The sequence below is a fragment of the Pseudokineococcus sp. 1T1Z-3 genome (genome assembly GCF_037482365.1).
Lineage (GTDB): Bacteria > Actinomycetota > Actinomycetes > Actinomycetales > Quadrisphaeraceae > Pseudokineococcus.
The window spans coordinates 83,739-108,940 of the sequence record NZ_JBBHZF010000019.1 but is presented as its reverse complement, the minus strand read 5'-3'; the positions used below and the strand labels follow the sequence as shown (position 1 = coordinate 108,940).

Here is a 25,202-nt window from a genome sequence, read left to right as displayed (position 1 = left end):
CGACATCGGTACGCTGTTGAGTTCTCAAGAAGCAGACCCGCCTGGCGTCCGGGCCGTGGCCCGCACCTCCAGGAGGCAACCGCTCCAACCTAGACCAGGCGGTCCAGGTGGTCAACCCACCCTCTCGGGCGGCCGACCCGGCGCCGGTGTCCCGGCCCCTTGCGGTGAGATGAACGCTACCCCACGTCCTGGGGTGCTCTCGACCTCGCCCACGCGGCGCCGGGTCGTGGTAGCGCACCGGCGACGGCACGAGCCCGTGCGCAGCCCGGCACGTCACGGCCCGACGCCCGCCGCGTCGGTCAGGCCGGACCCAGCTGCGCCCGGGCACGCGCCGTCACGACGATGACGAGGCGGTCACCTCCCACGACGTCGTGGACGCCGACGCCCACGAGCGGCAGGCGCACCGGGGCGCTCAGCTGGACCTGTGCCGTCACCCCGTCGGGGCTGCCCGTGCCCGGGCCCAGCCGCACGCCGTCGAGCCTCCGCGCGGCCGGGCTGCTGCTCAGGTGCTCGGCCGCCGCGGACCTCACCGCCGCGTCGGTGAGGGGGACCCCGCGCTCCAGCGGGGTACCCGCCCCCTCGCCGAAGTAGAAGCCCTCGTCGAGGGCGTCCGCCGCGTCGCCCGCGGCCGCGTCCGCGACGGCGAGGAGGCGCTTGCGCTCGAGGTGGACCGCCGAGACGCCCGTCACCACGAGGACCAGCGCGAGCGCGAGGACGGCGTAGCCGAGCACGAGCAGGGCCACCTGGCCCTCGTCCCTGGCAGCCGGCGCACGCAGCCGCCGTCGCACGGGCGTCCTTCCCACGCTCCCCCGCGACGGCCTCACGGCGTCGTCCCGGCGAAACGGTCCCCCACGGCGACGCCGGAGGCCGAGACCCGCACCGAGGCGGGCACGAGCGCCGTGACGGGCGCCGGGACGCCGGGCAGGACGACGTCGAGGGACACGGTGGTCGTCACGCGCGCGTCCGGGCTGGAGCACGGGGTCGCCTCGCACCGCACCTCCAGGCGGCCCGACCCGCGCTCGAAGCCCTGGTCGGCGAGGGCGAGATCGACGACCGCGCGAGCGTCCGAGGCGGCTGCCGCCTGCGGACCCGGCGCCGCGACGACGCGTGCGGCCTCTCGTGCCGCCCCCTCGACGGCGAAGGCGGCCGCCTGCAGCTGCGCCACGCACAGCACGAGGTAGACCACCGGGACCAGCAGGAGGGTCCCGAGGACGACGAACTCCACGAGGGCGCTGCCGCGCTCCCCCGCACCCGCCTCCCCGTGCCCGCCGACGACGGCTCGCGCCCTGCGGCGCAGGCCGGCTCTCGCCGCCGCCGCGGTCACGGGGGCGTGCCCGTGACCAGGCCGTGCCCGCGGGCGGTGAGCGCGTCGCCCACCCCGAGGAGCCCGGCCACCGGCAGAGGGCTGCGGACGACCACCTCGACCACCTCGCGGCCGCCGACGGTCGTGGTCGTCGCGGTGACGTCGCGCGCGTACGCCGGCGAGAGCGCGGCCGACACCAGCTCGCGGGTGCGCTCGGCCCCCTGGGCGGGCGTGCGGTCGGCGAGCGCGCCGTAGCGGGCGCCCTCCGAGGCGCAGTCCACGACGGTCGCCCGCACGTGCAGCACGACCGACAGCTGCAGCACGGCGGACACGAGCAGCGTGAGGAGGCCGGCGACGAGCGCCATGTCGACGACCGCCGACCCGACCTCGCCGCGACGGGCGCGCAGCGCGGGTGGCCGCGCCCTCAGCCGCCGCCGAGAACCCGGTCCATGGCCGTCGTGAAGACCAGCTGGAGCCGGGGCCCGGCGACCGCCCAGAGGGCGACGACGAGCCCGGCCGTCATGAGCGTGACCATCACCCAGCCGGGCACGTCGCCCCGGTCGCCGCGGGCCGCCGCCCGCACCCGGGCGCCGGTCGCCGTGGCCGCCCGGGTGTACGTGCCGGCGCAGGCCCTCCAGGTCTCGCCCGCTCGTGCGCCACCGGCCCTCCTGCTCGTGCTGAGCGCGCGCGTCATCGCCTCGGTCATGGGTCTCCTCCTCGGGGCACCCGTCGCGGACGTCCCGCGCCGGAAGGTCAGGTGGGGCGGGCCGGGGGTCGGCGGCCGTCCGGCGCGCCGTCGCGCCGGCGCTCACAGGTCCAGCCGCAGCACGGCGAGGCCGGGGTAGACGGCGAAGACCACGGTGATCGGCAGGACGAGGAAGACGACCGGCGCCATCATCGCGATCTCCTTGCGCCCGCCGCTCTCGAGCAGGGCCCGGCGGCCCTCGTCGCGCACGTCCTGGGCCTGGGCGCGCAGGACGTCAGCCAGCGGGGTGCCGCGCTCGACGGCCACCGCGACGCCGTCGACGAACCTCGCGAGGCTCGGCAGGCTCGTGCGGTCGGCGAGCCCGGCGAGGGCCTGCACGAGCGTGGCGCCGGCGCGGGCCTCGGCGAGGGTGCGCCGCAGCTCGCCGGACAGCTCGCCGCCGCACGTGCGCGAGACCCGCTCCAACGCCCCGACCGCGCCCTCGCCGGCGCTCACCGACAGGGCGAGCAGCTCGGCGACGGTGGGGAACTCGGCGGTCATGCGCTCCTCGCGCCGGCGCACGGCCCGGCTGAGCCACCAGTCACGCAGCAGCACCCCGCTGACGCCGCTGAGCAGGACGAGCAGCGCCAGCGGGACCACCGCGACGCCGCGTGCGCCCGCAAGTGCGGCCGCCGCGCCGGTGCCGAGCAGCAGGCCCCCGACGCCCCAGACGACCTGCTGGGCGCGGAAGTCCTCGACGCCTAAGCCCTCGCCCAGCTGGTCGAGCCGGCGGCGGACCCCGGCCCGGCCGCCGAGGACCTTCTCGACCGCTGCCACGGCGTCGCCCATGACCGGCGCGAGCATCCGTTCGACGACGGCCAGCGGCCCGGCGTCGGCCTCGGTGGCGAGCAGCCGCGACGGCGGCACGGCGTCGCGCACGTAGGGCGCCACCCGCTCCAGCAGGCCGACCCGCCGCATCGCCGGCAGCCGCAGGAGCACGAGCACGAGCCCCAGCCCGGCGAGCAGGCCGAGACCGGCGCCGGGCCAGGACCAGGGCGTGCTCCCGGCCGCGGCGGCAGCCGGGAGGGTGAGCGTCGTCGCGCTCATCGCAGCACCCGCTCCTCCTCCGGCAACCGCCCCAGGCGCACCATGAGCCGGTAGGCGACCACGGAGGCCGCGCCTCCCCCGGCGAGCACGAGGACGCCGGTGGCGCTGTCGTAGGCCTCGGCGGCCTGCGGCCGGGTCGCCAGCAGCGCGAGCACGAGCCAGGGCGCCGCCACGGCGAGACGTGCGCCGTTGACCGTCCAGCTCTGGCGGGCCTCCAGCTCGGCCCGGGTGCGCGCGTCCTCGCGCAGGAAGACCGACAGGGTCCGCAGCAGGCGGCCCAGGTCGCTGCCACCGACCTCGCGGGTCAGGCGCAGCGACTCGACGATGCGGTCGGCGACCGGGTCGGCGAGCGAGGCCTTGAGCCGGTCCAGGCAGTCCCCGAAACGACCCGTCGCGCGGTAGTCCTCGGCGAAGGCGGCGAAGGACGGGCGCAGCTCCGCAGGGCCGCGCACCGACAGCTGGGCGAGCGCCTCGGGCAGGGACAGGCCCGCCCGGATGCCCGAGGTCAGGTGGTCCACCGCCTCGGGCCACTGCTCGCGCGTCCTCGTGCGGCGCCCCCGCGCGCGGACCCGCACGAGCGTCCGGGGGCCGGCGGCGGCGATGAGCGCGAAGGCCGAGGCGACGACGGGCGAGGCCGCGACCGCCAGCACGCCGACGCCGACGAGCAGCCCGCAGACGACGCTCGCCGCCGCCAGCGCGGCCGGCGAGACGCCGGCCATGTCTGCCTGGACGAGCTCGTCGCGCAACCCCTGCAGGCGCCGCGGGCCCCGCCGGGGGCCGCGGCGCTCGTCGGGCACCCAGCACGCCCACCACAGGCAGAACAGACCCGCCCCGCCGACCAGGCCGACGAGCGAGCCCATCAGGCGCGACCCCCCAGCAGCGCCTGGAGGTCGTGCCCGGCGCGCACGAAGCGGTCCTCGTGCGGCGGGTAGCCGTCGGCACGCACCAGGGCCCCGCCGACGGTCGTGAAGACGTCGGCGACCTCGACCACCTCGTCCTCCACCCGCCCCGGGACGGCCACGACCTCGCGCACGCCCCGGCGTCCGTCCCGGTCCAGCGCGAGGTGGACGACCAGGTCGACGCTGCTCGCGACCGTCGGCACGACGAAGCGGCTGCTGACGTTCTCCCCCGCGAGCAGCGGCAGCACGCACATCTTCGAGACGGCCTCCCGCGCGCTGTTGGCGTGGATGCTGGCCATCCCGGGCAGGCCGGAGTTCAGTGCGACCAGCAGGTCGAGGCTCTCCTCCTGGCGCACCTCTCCGACGACCAGGCGGTCGGGCCGCATCCGCAGGGCCTCCTTGACCAGGCGGCGCAGGGAGATCTCGCCGGTGCCCTCCAGGCTCGGCTGCCGGCACTGCAGGCCGACGCAGTCGCGCAGCGGCACCTTGAGCTCGAAGACCTCCTCGCACGTGACGACCCGCGAGCGCGAGGGGATCGCCGCGGCCAGGCAGTTGAGCATCGTCGTCTTGCCCGCCTGGGTGCCGCCGGAGACGAGGACGTTGAGGCCGGCGGAGACCGAGGCCTCGAGGAAGGCGGCGGCGCGGGCGGTGAGGGAGCCGAGGGCGACGAGGTCGTCGAGCCGGTCGGCGCGCACGACGAACTTGCGGATGTTGACGGCCCAGTGCTCCCGGGTCACGTCGGGGATGGCCACGTGCAGGCGGCTGCCGTCGGGCAGGCTCGCGTCGACGAAGGGCGAGCTGAGGTCGACCCGGCGCCCGGAGGTCTTGAGCATCCGCTCGACGAGGTCGGCGACCTTCTCCGGCGTGAGGATGGTCGTCGTCAGCTCGGGGCGCCCGCCGCGGGCGACGAAGACCTTGCCGGGCTCGTTGATCCAGATCTCCTCGACCTCAGGGTCCTCCAGGTGCACCTGCAGCGGCCCGAGACCGGCGACGGCGTCGACCACCGTCTTGACGACACCCGTCTGCTCGGGCAGGCGGGGCAGCGGACCCAGCAGGGAGCGCTCGTCGTAGTCGGCGACGACGTCCTCGACCAGCAAGCGCAGGAGCGCCGGCTCCCGCACCGGGTCCAGGCCGCGACGGCGCACGAGCTCGCGCACCTCGCCCTCGACGATCGTCACCGCGTCCACGCCCGTCACGCTAGGTCGGCAGGTCGGTCCCGTTCGGGTTGTCCACAGTCCCCTTCGGATGACGCTGCGTGAGATGCGGCCTGTGGACGAGGCCGGCGGCCGTGCGAGGCGCCCGTCAGGGTGAGCGGCATGGACGCCGAGACGCTCCGCCTGACGCTCGTCGACGCCGCCCGCGCCGGCGCGGTCGTCGACGTCGAGGTCGAGGTCGACCTGCGCACCCGCGCCGACGGGTCGGCGCCGGTGCTCGACGACGTCGAGGAGGACCTCGCCGCCGTGCTGGGCCGCCCGCCCGCCGCGGGGCCCGGCGGGTACGGCTGGGCCTGCGGGGGCGTGCCGCTGACCCCGGCGACGGTCCTCGGGGCACCACCGCTCGTGCACGGCGCGGTGCTGGTGCGGCGGGCGCGTCGCGCGGTGCCCGGGCCCCGCCGGGAGGTGCCCTCGGCCTGCGCGCTGTCCCTGCACGTCGTCGCGGGGCCCGACGCCGGCGCGGTGGTGCCGCTGCCGCCCGGCTCGTGGGTGGTCGGGCGCGGGCAGGCAGCCGACGTCCGCCTGGCGGACCCCCGCCTGTCCCGACGGCACCTGCGCGTCGACGTCGACCGCGACGGCGCACGCGTCGCCGACCTGGCCGCCACCAACGGCACACGGGTGGACGGCGTCTCGCTCGCGCGGGACTCGAGCAGCGAGCCGGACGGCGGGCCACGCGGTGGGCGCTGCGGCGAGGGCACCCCCGTGCGCGCCGGCGCCCGTCTGGTCGCGGGCGCGAGCACGGTCGAGCTGCGGCTCGGCGCGGCCCCCCGTCGCCCCGCGACGTGGGACGGGCGCGGCACCCGCGTCGTCGTGCGGCCGCCGGCCCCGCCGCCGGCGCGGGCCGGCGCCCGCCTGGTGCGGCCGCGGCGCCCCGAGCCGCCCGCCCGGCCCCGCACGGCCTGGGTGGCCTCGCTGGTGCCGCTCGTCGTGGCGGTGCCGATGGCGCTGCTGTGGAGCCCGTGGGCGCTGCTCATGGGCCTGGCCTCGCCGCTCGTCGCCGTCGTCAGCACGAGCACCGAGCGCCGCGCGTGGCGCAAGCAGGTGGCGGCGGACGCCGACGCCGCGGCCCGCCGCACCGCGGCGCTGGAGGAGGACGTGCGCCGTGCCCTGCAGGCCGAGGAGAGCCTGCTGCGCCGGCTGTGCCCGGGCGCGGGTGACGTCGTCGACGCGCTCGCGGGTGCCGGTCCCCACCTCTGGGAGCGCCGCTCTGGCGACCCGCTGCTCGTGGCCCTCGGCACGGGTGACGCGCCCTCGAGCACCCGCGTGGAGGTCGAGGACCCCGAGGGGCCGGGCGGCCGCCGCACCGAGCGCCCCCGCCTGGCCGACGTGCCCCTCGTCGTGGACCTCGCCGACGGGCTGGGGGTGCGGGCCGCCCGCGGCGCGACGCGCGCCGGGGGCGACGGGGGCAGCGAGCGGGGGCTGGTGCGGTGGGTCCTCCTGCAGGCCGCCGCCCTGCACGCCCCGTCGGGCCTGCGCGTCGTCGTCCTCACCGACGACGCGGCGGCCTGGGCCTGGGTGCGGTGGCTGCCGCACGCCGGGTGGGACGCGGTCGCCGCCGACGCCGGCGCGCGGACCGCCCAGGTGGCCGCGCTCCTGGCCGGGGCGGAGCGCCCGGGCGAGGAGCCGGGAGGGCGGGCGCGGCCGGGCACGGGACCCGCGCCCCGCACCGTGCTCGTCGTGGACGGCGGGCCAGAGGTGGGCGCGACGACCGGGCTGGGGCGGCTGCTCGCGGCGGCGGCGGCGGAGGCGGGGCCCGGCGCTCCCTCCCGCGGCGGCGCCGGCACCGTGTGCGCCGTCGTCCTCGCGCGGGAGCAGGACCTGCCCGACGGCTGCGGCGTCGTCGCCGAGCTGGGCGGCGAGGACGGCCTCGACCTGCTCGTGCGAGGCGGTGACGGCGCCGACCCGCTGCGGGGCACGCCCACGACGGTCGGCCCGGCCACCGCGGCCCGCACGGCCCGTGCCGCTGCGCCGCTGCGGGAGGCCGGCAGCGCCGGGGCAGCCGCCGGCGTGCCCACCCGGCTGGCCCTGCCCCAGCTGCTGCCCGCGGGGCGGTGGCCCACGCCCGCCGAGCTGACGGCGACCTGGGCGGTCGCTGCGGCCAGCGGCAGCCTCGTCCCCGTGCCCGTCGGGGCCGACGCGGAGGGCAGCCGGCTGCTCGACCTCGGCGTCGACGGCCCGCACGCCCTCGTGGCCGGCACGACGGGCGCGGGCAAGAGCGAGCTGCTGCGCACGCTGGTGCTCTCCCTCGCGCTGCACCACGCGCCGGAAGACCTCTCCTTCGTCCTCGTCGACTACAAGGGCGGCGCGGCCTTCTCGGCCGTCGCGGGGCTGCCGCACGTCAGCGGCCTGGTCACCGACCTCGACTCCCGCCTCACCGAGCGGGCCCTGCGCTCCCTGGGCGCCGAGGTGGCCCGGCGCGAGCGGCTGCTGCGGCGGGTGGGCGCCGGCGACCTCGCCGACTACCGCCGACGACGGCGTCGGCACGACCCCGTCCTCGGCCGCCTCGTCCTCGTGGTCGACGAGTTCCGGGTGCTCGCCGAGGAGCTGCCCGACTTCGTCGACGGTCTCGTCCGCCTCGCCGCCGTCGGCCGCTCTCTGGGCCTGCACCTGGTCCTCGCGACGCAGCGGCCGGCCGGCGTCGTCGGCGCCGACGTCGCGGCGAACGTCAACCTGCGCATCGCCCTGCGGGTGCGCGACGAGCACGACTCCCTGGACGTCGTCGAGGCCCGCGACGCCGCCCGGCTGCCCGCGTCCGTGCCCGGACGGTCGCTGTGGCGCACGGGCGGCGGCGCGCTCGAGGAGGTCCAGGTGGCCTCGGCGGGGGCGACGACGACCGCCGGGCCCCGCGTCGTCGTCCGGGCCGGGGCGGGCCGAGCCGGAGAAGGCCGGGCCGGAGAAGGCCAGCAGGGCGCACGGACGACAGTGCCCGCGACGTCCGCTCCCCCGCCGGAGGAGGTGCTCGCGCCGGCGCTCGCCGCCGTCCGGGCGGCCTGGGCCTCGCTCGGCTCGCCGGCGCCCGCCTCGCCGTGGCTGCCGCCGCTGCCGACCCGGGTGCCGCTGCCGGCAGCCGTCCGCGCCGGCTCCGGCGCGAGCCCGGACCTGCGGCTGCGGTGGGGCCTGGTCGACGAGCCGGCCGCGGCCCGGCGCAGCGACCTGTGCTGGGACCTCACCCGCCTCAGCCACCTGCTCGTCGTCGGGGCCCCGCGGTCAGGGCGCACCGGGGCGGCCCGCGCCGTGCTCGCGGCCGCGGCGGCGCAGACGACCCCCGGGCAGCTGGTTGTGCACGTCGTCGACACCTCCGGCGCGCTGGCCGGGGCCGCCGCCCTGCCCGGTGTCGCCTCCGTCGTCGCGGGGGACGACGTCGAGCACGCCGGCCGGGTGCTGGCTCACCTCCTCGCCGTCGTCGCCGCCCGGCGGGCCGCGGCGCGCGCGGCGGGCACCGCGGCCGACGACGCGCACGGTGGCGGCGCGCACGGTGGCGGCGGCGCGCGGACGACGCTCCTGCTGGTCCTCGACGGCTGGGAGGCCGCTCAGGCCGCGTGGGAGGAGGCGGGGAGCACGTGCGCCGACCAGCTCGCCGACCTGCTGCGCGACGGCCCTGGCGCCGGCGTCCTGGTCCTCCTGACGGGTGCGCCCCGGCTGCTGGGCGGACGGCTCGGCGCAGCCTTCGGCACCCGGCTCGTGCTGCGGGTGACCGACCCCGTGGACGCCGTGCTCGCCGGCCTCCCGGCCCGCGAGGCACCCGTCGACGTCCCCGCGGGACGCGGCGTCCTGCTCGCCGACCACGGACCGGGCGGGCCGGAGGCCAGCACGGCCAGCGCGGGGACGGACGACACGCGTCCGGCGACGACCCGGTACCCGGGCGACCTCACCGGCGACCTCACGGACGCCGTCCCGGCGGGCTCGCCCGCCGACCATCCCGGAGGCGGCCCGGTCGAGGTCCAGGTGGCCCTCGTCACCCGCCTGGCAGACCACCGGGGCGACGGCGACCACGGGGCCCCGACCGTCGGGCCGGGCGCCCCGCCCCGTGCCCTCGGTGGCCCGGCTCCGGCGCTCGGCGACCCGGCGCTGCGCCTGCCAGCGCTGCCCGGCCGGGTGCTGGCGGACACCCTCTCGCCCCCCGCCGACGGCCTCCTGCTCGGTGTCGGCGGCCCGGGGGCGACGACGGTGGCCCTGCAGCCGGAGCTCGACGGGCCCGTCTGCCTCGTGCTGGGACCGCCCGGCTCGGGCCGGACGAGCGCCCTGGCGACCCTCGGGCGCTCCGGCGCCGCGCGCGGGTGGCGCACCGTCCTGGTCGGCGGCCCGCCCCCGGCCGGGGCGCCAGGGCCGAAGGAGGTGCTCCGGGTCGACCCGGGCTCGCCGGACGCCGCCGGCCGCCTCCAGCGCGCCGTGCCCGACGGCGGACCTCCCGTGCTCCTCCTCGTGGACGACGCGGACCTGCTGGAGGGCACCGCGCTGGGCTCTGCCGTCGCCGAGGTCGTCGACGCCCTGGTGCGCCGCACCCTGACCGTCCCCGACGACGCGTCCGCCGACGGCGCCGCCGGCGCGCGGGGCCCGCGCGCCACGGGCGCCCTCGTCGTCGTCGCCGCGACGACCGCTGCGGCGCAGGCGCGGTCCTCCGGCCTGCTCGGCGTGGGCCGGCGTCGGCGCAGCGGTGTCCTGCTCGCGCCCTCGGGGCCGCTGGACGGGGAGGCCGTGGGGCTGCGCGGCGGACGGTGGCCACGGGGCGCCGTGCCCGGGCGGGGGCTGCTCGTGCGACGAGGCGCGTCGAGCGTGCTTCAGGTGGCGCTGCCGGGCCCGCCGGGCTGACCCGCGTGGTCGCTGCTCCCATGCCCGCCCCGACCCAGCCCCGGCGCCGGCAGCCGGACGGCACGCCGCGCCGAGAGACCGAGAGAGAGGGGCGAGAAGACCGCGCGGGACCTGGCCGGTCGGCCCCGGGCCGTGGATGATGGGCCACGCGACGACGTGCCGGGGTGGGCCCACCCCGGCAGGACGACGAGGACGAGGGTGAGGGGCCGTGGCGCGTGCCGAGCACGACGTGCACCGGGCGCGCCCGATGGTGCCGTCGGTGGACCTGTCGACGTCGTCTGGCCCAGACCCGAGCACGGCGCCCGATGCGTGCGGCTCCGATCCCCTCCCACCTGCGACGTCCTCGGTGACCGCCCCGGTGCCGCCGAGCCCCCGGCCCACCGGCACCGTCGCCCTGCGGCTGCCCGCCGACCCCGCCTTCTTGTCCGTGCTGAGGACGACGGCCGCCTCGCTCGCGGCCCGGCTGGACCTCACCCTGGACGAGGTCGAGGACCTGCGCATCGCCGTCGACGAGGCCGCCGCCCTGGTGCTCGGGGACGGGCGGCCGGGCGCGGACCCGGGCCCCGCGCACCTGGAAGCCGTCTTCGACCTCACGCCGGCACGGCTGACGGCGGTCGTGAGCGGCCCCGCGACGTCGCTGCCGGCGTCGGGCGAGGTCGCCTGGGCCGTGCTGGAGGCGCTCGTGGGGCAGGTCGAGGTCCTGCCGGTGCCGCACGGCTCGGCCGTGCGCCTGGTGCACGACCTGCCGGACGAGGCGGCATGAGCCCGCTCCGGCGGGAGCGGCGCGACGGCGCCCCGGCCCCGCCCGGGAGTGCCACCGGCCGCCGCGCCGGCGACGCCGGCGCCGTGCGCGACCCCGGGTGCGAGCGGGCGCCGGTCGCGGGGGCGACGCACCGGGTGCCCGCGCCCGCTCCTCCGCCGCCGATCGAGGAGGCGGCGGGCCTTCCCCCCGGCCCCGCCGTCAGCCTGCTCCCGACGCCCCGCGAGTCCGGCCGGCAGCCCTCTGCACCGGCGCGGCCCGCTCGGTCCGCCGCCGCGCCCGCCCCTGTCGACGACGCGGTGCGCACCCTCGTCGGCCTCGCCGGGGACGACCCCCGGCGTCCGGCGGCACGCGACCGGGTCGTCGCCGAGCACCTCCCTCTCGTCGAGAGGCTCGCCCGTCGCTACACCGGCCGAGGAGAGCCCTTCGACGACCTCGTCCAGGTGGGCACCATCGGCCTGCTGTCGGCCGTCGACCGCTTCGACCCGGCCCGGGGGGTCCCGCTCGGCGCCTTCGCCGTCCCGCACGTGCTCGGGGAGATCCGCCGCCACTTCCGCGACCGTGGGTGGGCCGTGCGGGTGCCCCGCCGGCTGCAGGAGCACGGACGCACGGTCGCCGACGCCCGCGCCACGCTCACGCAGTCGCTCGGCCGCTCCCCCACGGTCACCGAGGTCGCCACCGCCACGGGGCTGGACGCCGAGCTCGTCGTCGCCGCCCTGGAGTCGGCCGGCGCCTACACGACCGTCCCGCTGGAGGAGGAACCGGGCACCTCCCGGCTCGTCGCCGAGGACACCGGCCTGGCCGACGTCGAGGACCGGGTGCTGCTGCGTCCGCTCCTCGACGCCCTCCCCGCGCGCGAGCGGCGGATCATCGCCCTGCGCTTCGTCCGCGGGCTGTCGCAGGCGGAGATCGCGGCAGAGGTGGGGCTCTCCCAGATGCACGTCTCGCGGCTGCTGGCCCGCACGCTCAACGACCTGAGGGCCCAGCTGGCGGAGTGACGCCGAGGCCGGCGGGCCAGGGCCGAGAGGGTGGGCCGAGAGGGTGGGCCGAGAGGGTGGGCCGACGTCAGCCGTCCGCACGGCTGCGACGCCTACCACCTACAGCAGCCGGACGTCCTCGCCCGCCACGTAGGGCAGGGCCTTCGTCGTCGCACCGGCCAGGAGGGCGACCGCCAGGAGGGCGCCCAGGCCGGCCAGGGCCGCCGCGACCCACCACGTCAGGGTCCCCACCTGCTCGACCAGGACGACCTGCAGGGCCACGAGCACCTGGAGCACCTGCCAGACGAGGGTCGGCACCCGGCCACGGCGACGACCCCGAGCCATCCCCAGCGCCGACCCGCCGAGGAGGGCCGCCAGCGCCAGGGCCAGCACGGCCGTGCCGACCGCCAGGCCCGCGGACGTCGCCGCGCCCAGCCCGGTCTCCAGCAGGTAGAGCGCCGCCGTCGCCAGCAGCAGCAGCACCTCGACGGCGAGCCCGGTCACGACGACGCAGACCACCGGCGAGGCCAGCCCCACCGGTCCGGCGTCCGGGCGCTCGTCGGTCTGCTCCTCGTCCACGTGCGGCACGCTAGCCACACGCGGGGGGAACACCTCTCGGGTGGCACTAGTTATCACGAGCATCCAGACTCCACGTCAGAGGGTCCGCTCGCGCCTGCGGGTCGAGCAGGGGCCGGCTGCACCTACCTCGGGGCGACACGCAGGAAGTTCCCAGCGCGTTAACCCTTGATGACGGGCCGTCGCTCTGTGATCCTCGTCGCAAGACAGGGGGCTCCGCTTCGGCGGCGCCCTTTTTCGCGGGCACAGCTGGTTCGGCACAGCTCGTGCAGCACGTCGTCATCGACGTGAGCCGCCCGCCCCGAGACCACGCACCACCGACCGGAGGACACACCCATGGACTGGCGCGACCGCTCCGCCTGCCTCGACGAGGACCCCGAGCTCTTCTTCCCCATCGGCAACACCGGCCCTGCCCTCCTGCAGATCGAGGAGGCCAAGGCCATCTGCAAGCGCTGCCCCGTCATGGAGACGTGCCTGCAGTGGGCCATCGACAACGGTCAGGACGCCGGCGTCTGGGGCGGCATGTCCGAGGACGAGCGCCGCGCGCTCAAGCGCCGCGTCGCCCGCGCCCGCCGCGCCAGCTGAGCCCGGCGCGTCGCCCGCCCTCCGCGGCCAGGCAGCGACCCGCCTCAGCGCTCGGACCGCCTCAGCATCCGAGCCGCCAGAGCATCCGGACCGCCAGAGCCCCCGACCCACGCGATCGGGGGCTCTGCTACGTCCGAGGTCCGAGCCTGGGGCCCTGCGCCGCAGAGCAGGAGCCGGGCAGCAGCTCGGGCAGCAGCACCGGACGCCCGGACGCGACGCGGACCGGCGGCGGGCGTCACCGCCCGGCCGCCACCTCGCCCAGCCGCGCCCGGACGTCGACCCTCGTCCCGGGGCCGGGCTCGCGCCGCTCCCAGCGGATGTCGCCGCGCAGCTCGCCGCGCACGAGCGTCTGCACGATCCGGCTGCCGAGCCCGCCGCCCCCCGGCCTGCGGCCGCCCACGGCGAAGTCCGCCGGGAGGCCGCACCCGTCGTCGAGCACCGAGAGCCGCAACGTGCTGCCGTCGCGCTCGGCCCGCAGCTCCACCGTGCCGTCCTGGTCGGCCAGCCCGTGCTCGACGGCGTTGGTGACGAGCTCGGTGATGACCAGCGCCAGGGGCGTGGCGTCGTGGGGGGCGACGAGCCCGAAGGAGCCCGTGCGACGTGCGCGCGCCCGCGTCGAGGAGGTCGCGACCTCGGCGGCCAGGAGCAGGCCCGTGTCGACGAGGGCGTCGAAGTCCACCGAGGCGTCGTAGGTCTGGGACAGCGTGTCGTGGACGAGGGCGATGGTGGACACCCGGCGCATCGCCTCGCCGAGCGCGGCCCGCGCGTCGGGGGACTCGATCCGTCGTGACTGCAGCCGCAAGAGGGCCGAGACGGTCTGGAGGTTGTTCTTCACCCGGTGGTGGATCTCGCGGATCGTCGCGTCCTTGGAGATGAGCTCCAGCTCACGGCCCCGCAGCTCGGTGACGTCGCGGCACAGGACGAGACCGCCCGTGCGGACCCCGCCCTCGACGAGAGGGACGGCCCGCAGCGAGATCGACGCGCCGCGGGTCTCCACGTCCGCCCGCCACGGCGCCTTCCCGAGCAGGACGATCGGCAGCGACTCGTCGACAGGACCGCTCGTGTCGACCAGCTCGCTCGTCACCTCCGGCAGCGAGCGGCCGGCGAGCTGCCCGATGAGCCCGAGCCGGTGGAAGACGGCCTGGGCGTTGGGGCTCGCGTAGAGGACGACGCCGTCGGCGTCCAGCCGCACCAGCCCGTCGCCGACGCGGGGCGACCCGCGCCGGTGGGTGCTGGGGGTGTCCTGGGAGGGGAAGCGGCCCTGGGCCACCATGCCCATGAGGACGTCGGCGCACGCCATGTACGTGAGCTCCAGCCGGCTCGGCATCCGCAGCGACACCGCCGTGGTGTGCCGCGAGAGCACCCCCACGCGGTGGCCCGCCCGCATGACGGGGGCCGTCGTCGTGCGGACGGCGGAGTCCTCGTCGTGCTCGGGGTCGCCCTCGGTGCAGACCTCCCGCGTGGCCCAGGCCTCGTCGACGAGCGGGCGCCGGCCCCGGGGGACCCGGCGGCCGACCTGGTCGTCGTAGTACGCCGTCGGGCCCGTCGACGGCCGGCAGTGGCCCACCGCCACCCAGTCCTGCCCGCCCTCCGCCGGCACCCAGAGCACGAGGTCGGCGAAGGCCAGGTCGGAGATCATCTGCCAGTCCCCCACGAGCAGCCGCAGCCACTCGGCGTCCGCCGGCCCGAGGTCGGTGTCGCGCCGCAGCAGGTCGCTCATGGTGGGCACGCCGCGACCCTACGGCGCCGCCGACGGGCGCCGTGCGCGGCTCAGGAGGGGCTCGAGCGCACCGCCCCGCGCAGCAGCCGCAAGGCCACCGACAGGGGTGCGAGGTCGCCCCGCTCGAGGCGTCGGACCTCGTCGAGAACCCGGCGCGCCTGCGCGAGCGGCGCCTCGTGCGCAGCCTCCCAGGCCGCGACCGCCGCGTCCGCGCGCTCGCGGGCGCCGTCGGCGGGCACCGGCGGGCCCTGCTCCCGCTCGTGCACGAGGGTGGCCCGCACGAGCGCGTCGAGCGCGGCGTAGAGGTCGTCGCGAACGGCCCCGCGGGCGAGGGTCTGCCAGCGGTCGGTGCGCGGCAGGGCGGTGATGAGCTCCAGCAGGTCGTCGACGCCGTAGCGCTCGGACAGGGCCGCGTGGACGTGCGCGACGTGCCCCACCGGCACCCCCAGCCCGGCTGCGGTCTCGGCGACGTCGAGCAGGACGTACTCGTGCAGCAGCCCCGCGACGTGACGGGCGAGCGGCTCGGGGAAGCCGTCCGCGACGTAGCCGGCGGCGACCTTCTCCAGCCGGGCCAGCTCCCCGCCGCGCACGAGGTCGGCCATGGCGCCGCGGAAGGGCGCCAGCACCGGCGCCGCGGCCTCGACCTCGGCGGCGACGTCGAGGGTCCCGCTGCGGTGGTGGACGTACCAGCGCACCCCGCGGTCGAGGAGCCGTCGCAGCTCCTGCGTGGCGCGGGACTGGGCCGCCGTCGGCACCTGGCCGTCGAGGGCCCGGACGGCGGCGTGCACCCCCCGCGTGTCGAAGACGTCGCGGGTCACGACGTAGGCCCGCACGACCGCGGCCGGGCTGGCGCCGGTCTCCTCGGTGGAGCGGAAGGCGAAGGTGATGCCGCCGCGGTTGACGACGTCGTTGACCAGGCACGTCGTCACGACCTGGCGCCGCAGCGGGTGCTCCTCCAGCCGGTCGCCGAAGCGCTCGACGACGGGAGCCGGGAAGTAGTGGCGCAGCACGCCCTGGGCCCAGGGCTCGTCGGGCACCCCGGAGGCCAGCAGGTCGGCCGACAACGTCGTCTTGGCGAGGGCGAGCAGGACGCTGGCCTCCGGCGTCGTCAGGCCAAGGCCGTCCTCGGCGCGGGCGGCGAAGCCCGCGTCGTCGGGGACCGCCTCCAGCGCCCGGTCGAGGTGGCCGTCCCGCTCCAGCGCCTGGACGAGCCGGTGGTGGACCGGCAGCAGACCCGGGGCCATGGCGCGGACGTCCCCCAGCACGGAGTTCTGCTCGTCGTTGTCGGTCAGGACGAGCCGGCCGACGTCCTCGGTCATCGACAGGAGCAGGTCGTCGCGCTCCTCCCGCCCCAGGTCGCCGGTCGCGACGACCTGGTCGAGCAGCACCTTGATGTTCACCTCGTGGTCGGAGCAGTCCACGCCGGCGGAGTTGTCGACGGCGTCGGTGTTCAGCGCCACGCCGTGCAGCGCAGCCTCGACCCGCCCGCGCTGGGTGAGCCCGAGGTTGCCGCCCTCGCCGACGACGAGGCAGCGCAGGTCGGCGCCGTTGACCCGCACGGCGTCGTTGGCCTTGTCGCCGGCGTCGGCGTGGCTCTCGGTGGAGGCCTTGACGTAGGTGCCGATGCCGCCGTTCCAGAGCAGGTCGACGGGGGCCTGCAGGACGGCGCGCACGAGCTCGGGCGGGGTCAGCGACGTCGTCGAGCCCGGCAGGCCGAGGGCGGCGCGCACCTGCGGGCTGATGGCCACCGACTTGGCCGTCCTCGGGACCACGGCGCCGCCCGGGGACAGCAGGGACCGGTCGTAGTCGTCCCAGGACGAGCGGGGCAGCGCGAAGACCCTGGCCCGCTCGGCCCAGGAGACGTCCGGGTCGGGGTCGGGGTCGAGGAAGACGTGCCGGTGGTCGAAGGCGGCCACCAGGCGCGTGCGCGTCGACAGGAGCATGCCGTTGCCGAAGACGTCGCCGCTCATGTCGCCGACGCCGACGCAGGTGAAGGGATCGGACTGCACGTCGCGGCCCAGCTCGGCGAAGTGGCGCCGCACGCTGACCCAGGCCCCGCGCGCGGTGATGCCCATGGCCTTGTGGTCGTAGCCGACCGAGCCGCCCGAGGCGAAGGCGTCGCCGAGCCAGAAGCCGTGGTCGGCGGCGACCGAGTTGGCGAGGTCGGAGAAGGTCGCCGTCCCCTTGTCGGCCGCGACGACGAGGTAGGGGTCGTCGCCGTCGTGGCGCACGACGCGCGGCGGCGGGACGACGGCGCGCTGCCCGCCCTCGCCGGGCGCCAGGTCGTCGGTGACGTCGAGCATCGCCGAGACGAAGGCCGCGTAGCACTCCCGGCCCTCCTCGGCGCGCTCCTCGCGGGAGACCGCCGGGGCCGGTGCCCCGGTCGTCGAGGACGCCAGCAGCTGCTTGGTGACGAAGCCGCCCTTGGCGCCGGTGGGGACGATGACGGCGTTCTTGACGACCTGGGCGCGCACGAGCCCCAGCACCTCGGTGCGGAAGTCCTCGCGCCGGTCGCTCCAGCGCAGCCCGCCGCGGGCGACGTCGCCGAAGCGCAGGTGCACGCCCTCCACCCGCGGGGAGCACACCCAGATCTCGTGCACCGGCCGGGGCTCGGGCAGCTCGGCGACGCGGCGGGGGTCGAGCTTGAGGGCCAGCACGTCCCCACGCACGTCCTCCCGCCAGGCGTTCGTGCGGGTCGTCGCCACCACGAGGGAGACCAGGGCGCGCAGCGTGCGGTCGGCGTCCAGGCCCTCGACCTCCCCGAGGCGCTCGCGCACGCGCGCCTCCAGCCGGGCCGCGTGCGCCGCCCGCGCGGGGCTGACGTCGGCGGGCAGGGCCTCGACGTCGACGCCGAGGTCGGCCAGCTCCTGCTCCCCGGGCTCGGCCGCGGTGGCGTCGGGGTCGAACCGGGCGGCGAAGAGGCCCAGCAGGTCGGCGACGAGGTCGGTGTGCGCCAGCAGGGTCCGCTCGACGTAGGTCTGGCTGAAGGGCAGCCCCGCCTGGCGCAGGTACTTGACGTAGCCGCGCAGCACCCGGACCTCGCGCCAGGTCAGCCCGGCGGCCAGGACCAGCCGGTCGAGGCCGTCGGACTCGGTGCGCCCGCGCCAGGCCTGCCAGAAGGCGTCCTCGAGCAGCTGCTCGGCGGTGCCCGGCGGCGCCCCGGCCTCCCACGCCCCCGGCGTGTACCGCAGGCCGAAGTCCAGGAGGAAGGCCTCGTCGAGGGGCCCGGCCGTCGCGGGCGTGGCGGCGTCGGCCGGGCCGTCGGCACCCACCGTGCCCCGAGGTGTCGCGGCGGGCACGCCCCGGCCGGCGCGATCGGTCTGCCGGCGGGTGCGGCCGCCGGGCTCCAGCCGGTAGGGGCGCTCGTCGACGACCTCGACGCCCAGGTTGGCGAGGACGGGCAGGACGCTCGTCAGCGGCAGCGGCGCGCGCCGCAGCAGCGAGAGGCGGTGCTCGCCGGGGCCGGCGCCTGGAGGGGTGCGCAGGTGCAGGACCGTGTCGGCCTCACCGGCCTCGACGCGGGCCAGCCGGGCCAGGTCGGCGACGGCGTCGGCGGCGGTGAAGTCCTCCTTGTACGCCTCGGGGAAGGCCCCGGCCCAGCGGCGCAGGCGGTGCGCGGCCTCCTCGGTGCCCAGCCGGTCGGAGAGGGCGACGACGAGGTCGTCCTCCCAGGTCCGCACGACCCGCGACAGCTCGTCCACCAGGCGGGAGGGCTCGACCTCGGCCAGCCCGCCGCCGGTCGGGGCGCGGACGACGAAGTGGATGCGCGAGAGCGGAGCGGCGGAGACCCACACGTCGTGCTCGACGCTGCGGGCCTCGAAGAGCCGGCGCAGGAGCTCGGCGACGCGCAGGCGGACGGCCGTGGTGTAGCGGTCGCGAGGCACGTAGACGAGCACGGAGACGTAGCGGCCCCAGGGGTCGGTCCGCAGGAAGGCGCTGGGGCCACGGCTGCTCTGCAGGCCGAGGACGGCGAGCGCCGTCGAGGCGAGGCCCGAGGTGGCGCCGAGGCGCAGCTCGGCCCGGGGGAAGGTCTCCAGCAGGGCCAGCAGGTCCCGGCCGGTGTGGCTGTCGGCGGGGGCCTCGGCCAGGGCGAGGACCTCGCGGACCTTCCGCTCGACGAGGGGCACCGCGAGCACCGACGCCCGCGCGGACGCCGGGCTGTAGACACCGACGACGCGCAGGTCACCAACCCGGACGCCGTCGGCGTCGTGCAGCGCCGCGACGACGTGGTCGACGAAGGTGCGACCGGCGACGGGCGAGCGGACGTCCCCGACGGCCAGGCGCAGCAGCTCCTCGGCCCGCAGGGGCGCTGCGAGCTCGGCGGGCAGGGAGTCCAGCGGCGGCTCCCCGGCGAGGCGCGGGGCGCCAGGGGCGAGCAGGCCCACGGACTCGGCGCCCGGCCCTGCCCCGGCGGCTCCCCCGGCTGGCGAGCCGGCGGGGACCACCCGGGCGCCGAGCACGACCAGGTTCTCCTCGGCCAGCCAGCGCAGGTAGGCGGCCGCCTCCTCGCCCGCCTCGCCCGCCGGCATCGCGTCGGCGGCCCGGGCCAGCAGCTCCAGCACCCGCGGCGTCCCCGCCGCGGCCGCGTGGACCTCGGCGACGACGTGGCGCAGGTCCCGCTCCAGCTCCTGCGCCTCGGCGGGCTCGACGCCCTCGACCTCGACGTGGATCCATGACGTGGGGGTGCCGCCGTCCGCCGGCCGCAGCACGGGGTGCACCAGGGTGGAGTAGCCCAGGTGCTGGCGGTCGAGCTCGGCGAGCACCGACCCGACGAGGTGGGGGACGTCGTCGGCGACGACCTCGACGACGGTCTCGAGGCCCCGCCAGCCCGCGCCGCCGGGCAGCACCCGCAGCGCCGTCGTCCCCGGCGCGCGCGAGCTGGCGAGCTCGGCGTGGCTGCGCACGGCGGCGGCCAGCTGCTCAGGGGACCGGTCGGCGAGCTCGACGAGCGGGGAGCGGCCCCAGTACTCGCGCAGCAGCTCGGCGAGCGGGCGACGCTCGCCGGGCGCGACCTCGAGCTCTGCGGGCCGCCCGCTGCCGTCGGAGGTCGGGCCGGAGGTCGGGCCGGCGGCCGGCCCGGCGGCGACCTCGGCGACCACCCGGTCGAGGAGCTCGGCCACCCGCCCGTCCACCCCGCCCCGCAGCATGGCGCGACCCTACCGAGGCGCCCCGCCGGGCCCCCGGCGTCGGTCGCTCGTGTCGGGGCACCCGGGCCCGGGCCCGGGCGCACGTGCCGGCCGGGGACGGGGGCCGGCGGGCCAGCGCCAGGCGCGGGTAGCGTCCGGCCCATGCGCGTGCACGCCGAGGTCCGCTACCCCGCCAGCGCCGACGCCGTCGCGGCGATGCTCGCCGACACCGCCTTCGTCGACGCCCGGGACGCCGCGACGCACGCCCTGGAGCACTCCAGCAGCGTCGAGGGCTCGGCCGACGGGGCCTTCGTCGTCCGCAGCTCGCGGGCGATGCCGACCGACGGCGCCCCGGCCGTCGCGCGCCGCTTCGTCGGCGACACGCTGGTGCTGGAGCAGACCGACGTCTGGTCCGAGCCCGCCGCCGACGGCTCCCGCACGGGCACCATGACGATCGAGGTGCCCGGAGCCCCCGTCGCGCTGCGCGCGAGCCTGCGGCTGGACGCGCAGCCGGACGGCTCGTCCGTCGAGACGATGGAGGGCGACCTCAAGGCCTCCGTCCCGCTCGTCGGCGGCGCCCTGGAGAAGGCCGCCGAGCCGCTCGTGCGCTCGGCCATCCGCAGCGAGGAGCGCGTCGGGCGGCAGTGGCTGGCCGAGCGGGCCGGGTGAGGCCCGGGGGCCGTGCCCGTCGGGACCGAGGGTCGCGGGCCAGGTGCGCCCCGGCGCCCCGCGGTGGTCGGTGCCGTGGGACCGACGGCCGCCGCCGTCAGCCCTGACCGGCGAGCGCAGCCAGCTCCGAGGCGTCGTACCAGAGCAGGTCGTGCTCCTCCGCCTCGTCGACGACGAAGCGGGCGTCCTCGTCCCCGGCGAGGGCGGCGGGCAGGGCGTCGGCCGCGGCGGCGACGGCGGCGGCGGCCTCGGGCTCGTCGCAGTGGGCGCTGACGACGGCGCGCAGCGGGACGGGCGGGGCCAGGGCGACGAGGCTCGGGGGCTCCTCGTCGAGAGGCCCCCCGAGGGCGGTGGCCGTGCCGTCGGGGACGTCGGCGGCGAGCACGAGCCGGCGTCGCGGCGCTCCCGGGTCGCCCGCCAGCAGCCCGAGGGCGTCGGTGGCGGCCTCCAGCAGCACCGAGAACTCCAGCTCCTCGTCGTCACCGCCGGAGTACCACTCCCGCAGGGCCGGTGTCACCGCCCGTGCGGCTCCGGCGGGCAGCTCTCCCGCGGCGGTCCAGGCGGCGAGCAGCGGCAGGGTGGCCGGGACGTAGACGCGCACCGGCTCATCCTGCCGTTCCCGCCGCGGCGGTGACGTCCACGAGCTCGGCGAGGGCCTCGGTGACGCACTCGGCGAGGACGTCGAGGTCCGGCACCCCGTCGCGGTCGGCGTTGAGGCCGAAGGTGACGGCACCGTCGTAGCTGTTGACGCCGACGGCCAGGCCCTGCCCGGCGGCGAGCGGGATCACCGGGTAGGAGGCGAGCAGGCGCACAGGCCCGACGTACAGCGGGTGCTGGGGCCCGGGGACGTCGGTGACGACGAGGTTGAAGACCCGGTGGGTGAGCGAGCCGGCGACGCGCACGCCGAGGGAGTGCAGCGTGGGCGGGGCGAAGCCGGCGAGCCCGGCGAGGTCGCGGGCGCCCACCCTGCGCCCCTCGGACCGCGAGCGGACCGCGAAGGCCACGCGCTGCAGCCGCACGACGGGGTCGGGCTCGCCGACGGGCAGGTCGACCAGCCGGCCCACGACCTCGGTGTCGGGCGGCAGCCCGTCGCGCCAGGACGACACGCCCACCTGCGCCTCGCCGCCGTCGGCCGCGACGCTGACCGGCACGAGGGTGCGCACGACCGCCGACGGCGCCACGTCCAGGCCCCGAGCGAGCATCCAGCCGCGCAGCGCCCCGGCGAGGACGGCGAGGACGACGTCGTGCAGGTCCGGGCGGGCGGGACGCCGGTCGGGGGCGAGCCGCGCGTCGGGGGTGCGCGCCCCCTCCTCGCCGCGGCGGCCGTGAGGCCGGGGCTCGCGGCGGCGCGGGGCGGCGTCGAGGGCGCGGCGCACGGCGCGGTAGTCCTCCAGGGCCGTGTCGACGACGGCGAAGCGGCGCTGCTCGCCGACCTCGACGTCCAGCGGGCCGCCCTGCGGCCCCGTGGCGTTGGAGGCGGCGCGGACCAGACCCGTCGCGGTGCCGGCTGCGCGCCGGGCGAGGGCGCGCAGGTCCCCCGCTCCCGCCCGCACGGTGTCGAGGACCAGCGGCGGGCGGCGGACGGCGTCGACGACGGCGCCGGTGACGAGCTCGACGAGCGAGGGCTCGGGCGCGGGCCGCCACGTCGTGCCGGGCGGCGGTCCGGCCGAGGGCGCGTCGTCCCAGAGCACGTGGCCGAGGTCGACGGCGGCGACGCCGTCGACCATCGCCTGGTGGGTCTTGGTGATGATCGCGAGACCCCCGCCCTCCAGCCCCTCGACGAGGTACACCTCCCACAGCGGCCGGGTGCGGTCCAGGCGCCGGGGCTGCACGCGGGCGACGAGCTCGGTGAGCTGCTCGCGCGTCCCGGGCCGTGGCAGGGCGGTCCGGCGCACGTGGAAGTCGAGGTCGAAGCGCTCGTCGTCGACCCACACGGGGTTCGCGAGGTGCCCGGGCACGGTGCGCACCCGCTGGCGGTAGCGCGGGATGTAGGCGACGCGCGCGCCGACCGAGCGGGCGAGCGCCTCGACGTCGAAGCCCTCGGGCGGCGGCTCCAGGACCATCACCGAGCCGACGTGCATGACCGTCGACCGTTCCTCCAGGTAGAGGAAGGAGGCGTCCAGCGGGCTGAGGCGATCGGGCACCTGGCTCCTCCTCACGGCGGCCGACAGGGCTGTCACCGCGCAGGCCACCAGCCTGCCTGACCCCGAGCCGGCCCGACCCCCGGCCGGGCCGACGACCGACGACCGGCCCGTCGCGCCGGCGACGCGCAGTTGCCGGGGGCCGGGCACCCAGAGGTCTGGTGAAGGTGCGGGACCTCGGGGACGCCAGGACGCCCAGAGGCGCCGCTAGCCGGTGCGGCGGCGGAGAGCGCGGGTGAGAGCGCCGCGGCGGCGGGTCGGCGCCGCGACCGAGGCGGCCGAGGCGCCCGAGGCGGACACCAGCGTCGCGGCCAGGTCGCGCAGCGCGGCGCGCGCCGGCGAGCGGGGCGCCGCCTCGACGAGCGTGCGGCCGGCCAGCAGGGCGGCGTCGAGCGCCGGACGGTCGTCGGGCACGACGACGACCTCGCGCGAGCCGGCGAAGCGCGCGAGCGCGTCCCGGACCCGCCGCTCGGGCGGGGAGCCGACGCTAGAGGTCCGGGCACGGGTGACCACGACACGCGGGCGGGACGCCGCGGGGACGGCCTCGGCGAGCTCGGCGAGCCCCCGGACGAGGCGCTGCAGCCCGATGGCGTCGGCCGCCCCGACGACGACGACCTCGTCGGCGGCCTCGAGCGTCAGGAGGGCGGCGCCGTTGCGGCGCGGCGCCGCCGTGTCGTAGCTGAGCTCCTCGTCGGACTCCAGCGGCGCGGCGAGGTCGACGACCACCCAGGCGGCGTCGGCCCGGGCGACGTCCCAGACCGTCTCCAGCGTGGCGGGCGAGACCTCCGGCCAGCGGCTCGCCCGTGAGATGCCCGAGAGCAGCCGCAACCGTGGGCAGACCTCGACGGCCAGGCGCCGCAGGGCGCGGACGTCGAGGGCCCCTGAGCCGGCGGCCCGGCAGGCGGCGGCCAGTCCTGGCGCCTCGTCGAGCACCCCGAGCACCTGCGCCAGGCTCGCGGCGTGGGTGTCGGCGTCGACGAGCAGCACCTGCTGGCCGGCCGCGGCGAGCTCGGCGGCGAGCCCGGACGCGACGGTGGTCCGCCCCGGTGCACCGGGCGGGCCCCAGACGGCGACGAGCCGGCCCGGAGGGCCCTCGCCGGGTGACGGCCGGGGCGCCAGCAGCGAGTGCTCCAGGCTCCCGGGCCCGTCGCCGAGGAGGTCATCCGCCGCGACGCGGTGGCCGGGGGCCGCCAGCGCGGCCGCCGGGTCGGCCAGGCCCGTGGCGGGCCGGCGGCCACCGGGGCCCGGCTCGTCGGGGGTGCCGCCGTCCTCGGCGCGACGGACGCCGTCGACCACCGAGGCGGCCGCGGCGGCGGTCCGCGCGTCGACCGCCTCGGCCACGAGCTGCTCCAGCCGGCCGACCGGCGCGTCGGCCGGCGCGAGCGCGGCGACGCCGAGCGCACGGAGCCTGGGCTCCTGCTCCCGCAGCGCCGCCGGGGCGGCCAGGCCGACGACGGCGACTCCCGCGGCCTCCAGCTGGGCCACGGCGGCGCGGTCGAGGCGGTAGGTGTCGGCCGACACGAGGGCCGCGGCCGCGCGCCCCGTCGACGCGGCGGCGAGCAGCTCGGCGAGGTCGGCGCAGCGACGCAGGACCACCAGCGAGCGCGACCCCTCCAGCGCGGCGACCAGCGGCGCCTCCCAGGCGCCCGTGACCGCGACGAGGACCCCCGTCTCAGCCACCCGCCTGCCCCTCCTCCTCCGCCGGTATCCCGCCGTCGGCCGGCGTGTCGTCGGCCGGCGAGCCGTCGGCCGGCGCGTCGGCTGCGGCGGTGCCGTCGGCTGTGCCGCCCTCGGCCGCGGTCGGCGCCGACGGCGGCACCGGCGGCTCGCCGCCGGGGGTGAGGACGAGCGCCACCCGCGCGTCGGCGGCCAGCGCGGCCAGGACGTCGGGCAGGTCGCCCGAGCCCACGAGCACCTGCACGGTCGTCGTCGCCATGCTCCCCAGGCCGCCGCCGTCGGCCTCGACCTCGGCGACGGGCGCGGAGACGACGACGCGCCGCGGGTCCAGCCGGGCACCCGGCTGCGTGGGGTCGACCTCGGTGACCCACACGTCGACCAGCGCGCCGGGCACGAGGGCGCTCGGCAGCGCACCCGTGACAGGGACGCCCACCGGCCGGACGCCGACCTCGTCGGCGGACCCGAGCGCCACCGCCGGGACGAGCTCGCCGGCGCCGACGGTGCGCAGCGCGACGAGGCCGTCGGCGGGCGCGGCGTCCGCGGCGACGTACGCCCCGGCCCCGGCCCCGCCCTCCACCCGGACCCGGACGACGGCCAGGTCGTCGGCGCCGACGGGCTCACCCGGCGTCAGCGCCTGCGCGGCGGCGTAGACGGGCACGGTCTGGTCGGCGGCCGCGACGACCCTGGCCCCGGCGACGACGGCCGCGAGGACGAGGAGGACGCCGACCGCCAGGCGGGGGTCGCGCCACGAGGGGACGGCGACGCGTCGGGCACGAGCCCCGCCGCGCAGCGGCGCGCCCCCCTGCGCCGCCGTGCTCCGGTCGGTCACCGCCACGGGACCCCCTGCTCTGGTGGGCGCCCGCGACGGCCGGGCCGTCACGGGGCGCCGCCCTCCTGGCGACGCTCCGCCGATGCTGCCAGCGCCGGCGGACGCCGCCGTCGAGTTGTCCACAG

Annotated in this window: 19 protein-coding genes; 5 read left to right on the top strand and 14 right to left on the bottom strand. The window is 78.3% G+C overall.

Annotated elements, in window-relative coordinates:
• Positions 1 to 299: 299 nt before the first annotated feature.
• From WDV86_RS07015 to WDV86_RS06985, 7 genes are all read right to left on the bottom strand, one after another.
• Positions 300 to 743 (bottom strand): hypothetical protein, encoded by a 444-nt coding sequence (locus WDV86_RS07015; RefSeq protein WP_339566887.1) that lies wholly within the window; start codon positions 741 to 743, stop codon positions 300 to 302.
• 77 nt (positions 744 to 820) lie between these two features.
• A complete protein-coding gene (locus WDV86_RS07010) occupies positions 821 to 1,324 on the bottom strand; it encodes a pilus assembly protein (RefSeq protein WP_339566886.1) in 504 nt (167 codons plus the stop codon).
• Positions 1,321 to 1,710 carry a TadE family protein gene (locus WDV86_RS07005; RefSeq protein ID WP_339566892.1) on the bottom strand — a complete coding sequence of 130 codons (390 nt, stop codon included), beginning with the start codon at positions 1,708 to 1,710 and terminating at the stop codon, positions 1,321 to 1,323. Before WDV86_RS07005 ends, WDV86_RS07010 begins: the two co-directional genes overlap by 4 nt.
• 17 nt (positions 1,711 to 1,727) lie before the next feature.
• Positions 1,728 to 1,997: a hypothetical protein gene (locus WDV86_RS07000; RefSeq protein ID WP_445262976.1), complete on the bottom strand. Its 270-nt coding sequence runs from the start codon at positions 1,995 to 1,997 to the stop codon at positions 1,728 to 1,730.
• A gap of 114 nt (positions 1,998 to 2,111) precedes the next feature.
• Complete coding sequence (locus tag WDV86_RS06995) at positions 2,112 to 3,095, bottom strand: type II secretion system F family protein (RefSeq protein WP_339566885.1); 984 nt, start codon at positions 3,093 to 3,095, stop codon at positions 2,112 to 2,114.
• Positions 3,092 to 3,955 (bottom strand): type II secretion system F family protein, encoded by an 864-nt coding sequence (locus tag WDV86_RS06990; RefSeq protein ID WP_339566884.1) that lies wholly within the window; start codon positions 3,953 to 3,955, stop codon positions 3,092 to 3,094. The genes WDV86_RS06995 and WDV86_RS06990 overlap by 4 nt, the downstream gene beginning before the upstream one ends.
• The gene (locus WDV86_RS06985) at positions 3,955 to 5,181 is read right to left on the bottom strand and encodes a CpaF family protein (protein ID WP_339566883.1); all 1,227 of its coding nucleotides are present in this window, start codon (positions 5,179 to 5,181) and stop codon (positions 3,955 to 3,957) included. Before WDV86_RS06985 ends, WDV86_RS06990 begins: the two co-directional genes overlap by 1 nt.
• Positions 5,182 to 5,310: 129 nt before the next feature.
• On the opposite strand from WDV86_RS06985, the gene WDV86_RS06980 reads away from it, so the two are divergent.
• The 3 genes from WDV86_RS06980 to WDV86_RS06970 all read left to right on the top strand — a co-directional run bounded on the left by WDV86_RS06980 (position 5,311) and on the right by WDV86_RS06970 (position 11,775).
• Positions 5,311 to 10,017, top strand: coding sequence for an FtsK/SpoIIIE domain-containing protein (locus WDV86_RS06980; protein ID WP_339566882.1), 4,707 nt, complete (start codon positions 5,311 to 5,313; stop codon positions 10,015 to 10,017).
• A 346-nt stretch (positions 10,018 to 10,363) separates the two neighbouring features.
• A complete protein-coding gene (locus WDV86_RS06975; protein WP_445262972.1) occupies positions 10,364 to 10,780 on the top strand; it encodes an ATP-binding protein in 417 nt (138 codons plus the stop codon).
• Entirely contained in the window at positions 10,777 to 11,775 is a 999-nt protein-coding gene (locus tag WDV86_RS06970; protein WP_339566881.1) for a SigB/SigF/SigG family RNA polymerase sigma factor, read from the top strand. The genes WDV86_RS06975 and WDV86_RS06970 overlap by 4 nt, the downstream gene beginning before the upstream one ends.
• A gap of 99 nt (positions 11,776 to 11,874) precedes the next feature.
• On the opposite strand, the gene WDV86_RS06965 is transcribed toward WDV86_RS06970, so the two are convergent.
• Positions 11,875 to 12,333, bottom strand: coding sequence for a hypothetical protein (locus WDV86_RS06965; RefSeq protein WP_339566880.1), 459 nt, complete (start codon positions 12,331 to 12,333; stop codon positions 11,875 to 11,877).
• A gap of 333 nt (positions 12,334 to 12,666) precedes the next feature.
• Here WDV86_RS06965 and WDV86_RS06960 point away from each other — a divergent pair, with 333 nt between their 5' ends.
• Positions 12,667 to 12,915, top strand: a complete 249-nt coding sequence (locus WDV86_RS06960) for a WhiB family transcriptional regulator (RefSeq protein ID WP_339566879.1) — start codon at positions 12,667 to 12,669, stop codon at positions 12,913 to 12,915.
• 235 nt (positions 12,916 to 13,150) lie between these two features.
• On the opposite strand, the gene WDV86_RS06955 is transcribed toward WDV86_RS06960, so the two are convergent.
• The gene (locus tag WDV86_RS06955) at positions 13,151 to 14,635 is read right to left on the bottom strand and encodes a sensor histidine kinase (protein ID WP_339566890.1); all 1,485 of its coding nucleotides are present in this window, start codon (positions 14,633 to 14,635) and stop codon (positions 13,151 to 13,153) included.
• Positions 14,636 to 14,685: 50 nt separating this feature from the next.
• Entirely contained in the window at positions 14,686 to 19,782 is a 5,097-nt protein-coding gene (locus WDV86_RS06950) for an NAD-glutamate dehydrogenase (protein ID WP_339566878.1), read from the bottom strand.
• A gap of 141 nt (positions 19,783 to 19,923) precedes the next feature.
• Here WDV86_RS06950 and WDV86_RS06945 point away from each other — a divergent pair, with 141 nt between their 5' ends.
• A complete protein-coding gene (locus WDV86_RS06945) occupies positions 19,924 to 20,430 on the top strand; it encodes a DUF2505 domain-containing protein (RefSeq protein ID WP_339566877.1) in 507 nt (168 codons plus the stop codon).
• A gap of 97 nt (positions 20,431 to 20,527) precedes the next feature.
• Here WDV86_RS06945 and WDV86_RS06940 read toward each other — a convergent pair whose 3' ends face one another.
• From WDV86_RS06940 to WDV86_RS06925, 4 genes are all read right to left on the bottom strand, one after another.
• Positions 20,528 to 21,031 carry a DUF6912 family protein gene (locus tag WDV86_RS06940; protein ID WP_339566876.1) on the bottom strand — a complete coding sequence of 168 codons (504 nt, stop codon included), beginning with the start codon at positions 21,029 to 21,031 and terminating at the stop codon, positions 20,528 to 20,530.
• A gap of 4 nt (positions 21,032 to 21,035) precedes the next feature.
• Positions 21,036 to 22,574, bottom strand: a complete 1,539-nt coding sequence (locus tag WDV86_RS06935) for a wax ester/triacylglycerol synthase domain-containing protein (RefSeq protein ID WP_339566875.1) — start codon at positions 22,572 to 22,574, stop codon at positions 21,036 to 21,038.
• 204 nt (positions 22,575 to 22,778) lie between these two features.
• On the bottom strand, positions 22,779 to 24,251 hold the full coding sequence (locus WDV86_RS06930; RefSeq protein WP_339566874.1) for an AAA family ATPase: 1,473 nt from the start codon (positions 24,249 to 24,251) through the stop codon (positions 22,779 to 22,781).
• Positions 24,244 to 25,083: a hypothetical protein gene (locus WDV86_RS06925; RefSeq protein WP_339566873.1), complete on the bottom strand. Its 840-nt coding sequence runs from the start codon at positions 25,081 to 25,083 to the stop codon at positions 24,244 to 24,246. Before WDV86_RS06925 ends, WDV86_RS06930 begins: the two co-directional genes overlap by 8 nt.
• Positions 25,084 to 25,202: the final 119 nt, after the last annotated feature.

Coding starts and splice junctions, on each gene's coding strand:
- WDV86_RS07000 (WP_445262976.1), bottom strand. CDS start 1,997: ATGACGCGCGCGCTCAGCACGAGCAGGAGGGCCGGTGGCGCACGAGCG.
- WDV86_RS06995 (WP_339566885.1), bottom strand. CDS start 3,095: ATGAGCGCGACGACGCTCACCCTCCCGGCTGCCGCCGCGGCCGGGAGC.
- WDV86_RS06990 (WP_339566884.1), bottom strand. CDS start 3,955: ATGGGCTCGCTCGTCGGCCTGGTCGGCGGGGCGGGTCTGTTCTGCCTG.
- WDV86_RS06980 (WP_339566882.1), top strand. CDS start 5,311: ATGGACGCCGAGACGCTCCGCCTGACGCTCGTCGACGCCGCCCGCGCC.
- WDV86_RS06970 (WP_339566881.1), top strand. CDS start 10,777: ATGAGCCCGCTCCGGCGGGAGCGGCGCGACGGCGCCCCGGCCCCGCCC.
- WDV86_RS06960 (WP_339566879.1), top strand. CDS start 12,667: ATGGACTGGCGCGACCGCTCCGCCTGCCTCGACGAGGACCCCGAGCTC.
- WDV86_RS06955 (WP_339566890.1), bottom strand. CDS start 14,635: ATGAGCGACCTGCTGCGGCGCGACACCGACCTCGGGCCGGCGGACGCC.
- WDV86_RS06950 (WP_339566878.1), bottom strand. CDS start 19,782: ATGCTGCGGGGCGGGGTGGACGGGCGGGTGGCCGAGCTCCTCGACCGG.
- WDV86_RS06945 (WP_339566877.1), top strand. CDS start 19,924: ATGCGCGTGCACGCCGAGGTCCGCTACCCCGCCAGCGCCGACGCCGTC.